The 3704-nt window shown below is 52.0% G+C and carries 4 protein-coding genes; all 4 read left to right on the top strand.

Features of this window, described 5'->3' with window-relative positions; translation table 11 throughout:
• Positions 1 to 1100 (top strand): DNA repair protein RadA (radA, locus tag Q0231_RS06655; protein WP_299346612.1); only part of this gene is annotated, 1100 nt, incomplete at its 5' end.
• A 79-nt stretch (positions 1101 to 1179) separates the two neighbouring features.
• The gene (locus Q0231_RS06650; protein WP_269392129.1) at positions 1180 to 1764 is read left to right on the top strand and encodes a CvpA family protein; all 585 of its coding nucleotides are present in this window, start codon (positions 1180 to 1182) and stop codon (positions 1762 to 1764) included.
• Between the two features lie 106 nt (positions 1765 to 1870).
• Positions 1871 to 3382, top strand: coding sequence for an amidophosphoribosyltransferase (gene purF, locus Q0231_RS06645; protein WP_299346607.1), 1512 nt, complete (start codon positions 1871 to 1873; stop codon positions 3380 to 3382).
• Between the two features lie 3 nt (positions 3383 to 3385).
• Positions 3386 to 3704 (top strand): SDR family oxidoreductase (locus Q0231_RS06640; RefSeq protein ID WP_299346604.1); only part of this gene is annotated, 319 nt, incomplete at its 3' end.

Here is a 3704-nt window from a genome sequence, read left to right as displayed (position 1 = left end):
GCATCGGAAAATCAACGCTCCTATTACAAGCTGTGGGCAGCCTTGCGAAAAGCGGCTTGAAAACAGCTTATATTTCCGGCGAAGAATCAGCCGGGCAAGTGCGGCGACGGGCCAAGCGCCTGGGTTTGGGCGACGCCCCCGTAGCTCTTGCTTCCGAAACATCTCTCGGCCCCATACTTGACGGTTTAATGGCCGAGAAGCCCGATGTCGTTGTCATCGATTCCATTCAAACCATGTGGACAGATCAGCTCGGCGCCGCGCCTGGCACCGTCGCCCAGGTCAGGGCCTGCGCGCAAGAGCTCACGCGGTTCGCTAAAAAACGCGGAGCCTGCATGATTTTGGTGGGTCACGTCACCAAAGATGGCCAAATTGCTGGACCACGTGTTGTAGAGCATATGGTTGATGCGGTTTTATATTTTGAAGGCGATGCCAGCCACAATTTCCGCATTTTGCGCGGTGTGAAGAATCGTTATGGCGCAACGGACGAAATTGGCGTGTTCGAAATGGCGTCCGAAGGTTTACGCGAAGTCGCAAATCCATCCGCCCTATTTCTTGACCAACGCGACAAAGAAGCGTCCGGTTCTGCGGTTTTTGCAGGCATGGAAGGCACAAGGCCAGTTTTAGTTGAAATTCAAGCGCTTGTTTCCCCTTCACCACTTGGCACACCGCGCCGGGCGGTAGTCGGTTGGGATTCGGCCCGCCTATCGATGGTGCTGGCCGTATTGGAAACCCATTGCGGCGTTCGAATTGGCGCAAACGATATCTATTTAAACGTTGCAGGTGGTTTGAAGATTTCTGAGCCAGCCGCAGATTTGGCCGTTGCCGCTGCACTTGTGTCCTCATTAACGAATGCCCCCCTTCCCGCCGACGCGGTATATTTTGGTGAAGTGAGCCTTTCCGGTGGCGTGCGCCCAGTCTCGCACAGTCAAACGCGCCTCAAAGAAGCAAACAAGCTTGGATTTGGGTTGGCCGTCACCGCTTTTGGCAAAGAGAAAGACAAAGACGGGGCAATCGAAACGCGCCGATTTAAACAACTGGCGGATTTGGTGGCACAAATCGCATCCCGTGCAAAGCGCCCCATTAACAAAGATGACGAGTGAACGCTTGGCTTTATCGTCAATTGCGGTTAAATGAAATGCAAATTCGACCGCTGAGTTTTCGTGAGGGAATAGTCTTAGAATGATTACCGCATTTGATATTGCCGTTGGCTTGATCGTTTTGGTTTCAGCCTTGTTGGCCACCATGCGGGGACTAACCCGCGAAATACTATCGCTTGCAACATGGGGTGGTTCTGCACTGTTTGCCTGGTGGATGTTTGCAAATAATCCAGATCTTGCACGCCAATATGTGGCCGAGCCATTGGTTGCAGACATTGCGACGGTCCTTGTGAGCTTTATTGTTGCGCTGATTGTGTTGCATCTGTTGACCATGTGGATCGCCGACCTTGTGGGCGACAGCAAAATTGGCCCACTCGATCGTTCGCTCGGGTTCATCTTTGGTGGTTTACGCGGCATTTTGATTGCTGTTGTGTTTGTAATTTTTGGTCAGTGGTTGTTCCAATCTGTGGTCAACGACTGGGGCAAAGAAAGCAAAACACTGCCTATGCTTTCACAGTTGGGCGAAGATTTGATCGCAGCCCTACCTGAAGATCTGGAAGATATGGTCAGCGAAACTCTGCGCGGGCGCTCCCCTCAACCCGAAGCTCCGGTTGTAGAGGGCACCGACGAATTGGAAGAAGAACTTCCAACCGAAACTTCGACCTAATGGTCAAAGGTTTGTAAAAGCCAGTCGGCTTGTTGACTCCATTGCCGCATGGGCGTAATCAGCCGACAAGCATTGCATGACAATGAAATGACATAGGTGGAAACTGTTGGCGCACTCCTCTCACCCGGCTGGCAATGCCAGCGAAAATGACGTTTTTGACCTTGAAGGTGACACGTTACATGAGGAGTGCGGTGTATTCGGCATCCTCCAGCACAAAGACGCAGCGGCACTGACCGCGCTTGGTCTTCACGCTCTCCAACATCGCGGTCAAGAAGCTGCAGGTATCGTAACCTACGATGGCACACGCTTTCACTCTGAGCGGCGCATGGGCTTGGTGGGTGATCATTACACTGATCCCCAAATGCTCGAGAAGCTGCCCGGCGATGTTGCTTTGGGTCACAATCGATATTCAACAACTGGCGAAGTTGCGTTACGCAACGTGCAGCCATTGTTTGCCGAACTTAGTGTTGGCGGCATTGCGGTGGCGCACAACGGTAACTTCACCAACGCATTGAAATTGCGTCGCGAGATAATCGCCAACGGTGCGATTTGCCAGTCTACTTCAGATAGTGAAGTTGTGCTGCACTTGATTGCGCAGTCTAAGAAAGAACGCTCTGCTGCGCGTTTTATTGAAGCCATTTCTCAGATGGAAGGCGGTTATGCCCTAATCGCCATGACCCGTACCAAAATTATGGGTGCTCGCGATCCCTTTGGTATTCGCCCGTTGGTTTTGGGCGAACTAGACGGTGCGCCAATCTTTGCTTCAGAAACTTGTGCGCTTGATATCATTGGCGCAAAATTTGTGCGCGATGTTGAAAATGGCGAAGTCATTGTTTGCGAAAAGCAAAGAGACGGCACGATCGAGATTACATCGTCCAAGCCGTTTGAGCCAAAGCCAGAGCGTGTTTGTTTGTTCGAATATGTCTATTTCGCCCGCCCTGATTCATTTGTTGCTGGTCGCTCGGTGTATAATGTGCGCAAAGCCATGGGCCGCAACTTGGCGCGCGAAGCGCCTGTGCAAGGCGATGTCGTGGTGCCCGTGCCAGATGGCGGCACCCCAGCTGCAATCGGTTACGCACAAGAAAGCGGCATCCCGTTTGAATTGGGCATCATCCGCAACCACTATGTGGGGCGGACCTTTATTGAACCAAGCCAGCAAATTCGCGCCTTCGGTGTTAAATTGAAGCACTCCGCCAACCGCGGCCAATTGGATGGTAAGCGTGTGATATTGGTGGATGATTCAGTGGTGCGTGGCACAACGTCTACCAAGATTGTGCAATTGGTGCGCGATGCGGGTGCCAGCGAAGTGCATTTGGTTGTGGCCAGCCCAAAAATCACCCATTCAGATTACTACGGCATTGATACGCCCGACCCTGAAAAGCTATTGGCTAATCAATACACAGACCATGATGAAATGTGTAAATTCATCGGTGCAGATTCTTTGCATTTTCTATCGGTTGATGGGCTCTATGATGCGGTGGGCGGTGCGCCCCGCGATCCGAAAAACCCTCAGTTTACTGACCATTATTTCACCGGAGAGTACCCTACTCGCTTGGTCGATTTAGAAGCAGAAAACGGCAAACTGAAACAAACTTCCATGCTGCGAGAGGCTGGCTAATTCATGTCTGACAACAAAGATTTGGCTGATCGCGTCATCCTGATTACTGGCGCATCGCGCGGCATTGGATATTTTACCGCAATTGAAGCGGCGAAGCGCGGCGCGCATATTATTGCTGTTGCCCGCACCATTGGCGGTTTGGAAGAGCTGGACGACGAAATCCAAGCGGTTGGTGGTTCAGCCACCCTTGTGCCCCTCGACATTGCTGATGGCGACAAAATCGACCAAATGGGTGGATCGATTTTTGAACGTTGGGGCAAGCTTGACGGTCTGATTGCCAATGCGGGTTTGTTGGGCATTATCAGCCCGGTTCCGCACATTT

This window comes from uncultured Maritalea sp. (genome assembly GCF_937139385.1).
Taxonomy (GTDB): domain Bacteria; phylum Pseudomonadota; class Alphaproteobacteria; order Rhizobiales; family Devosiaceae; genus Maritalea; species Maritalea porphyrae_A.
The sequence above is the reverse complement of the archived record's forward strand: the minus strand, read 5'-3'. Positions and strand labels throughout refer to the sequence as shown.

Coding starts and splice junctions, on each gene's coding strand:
- Q0231_RS06650 (WP_269392129.1), top strand. CDS start 1,180: ATGATTACCGCATTTGATATTGCCGTTGGCTTGATCGTTTTGGTTTCA.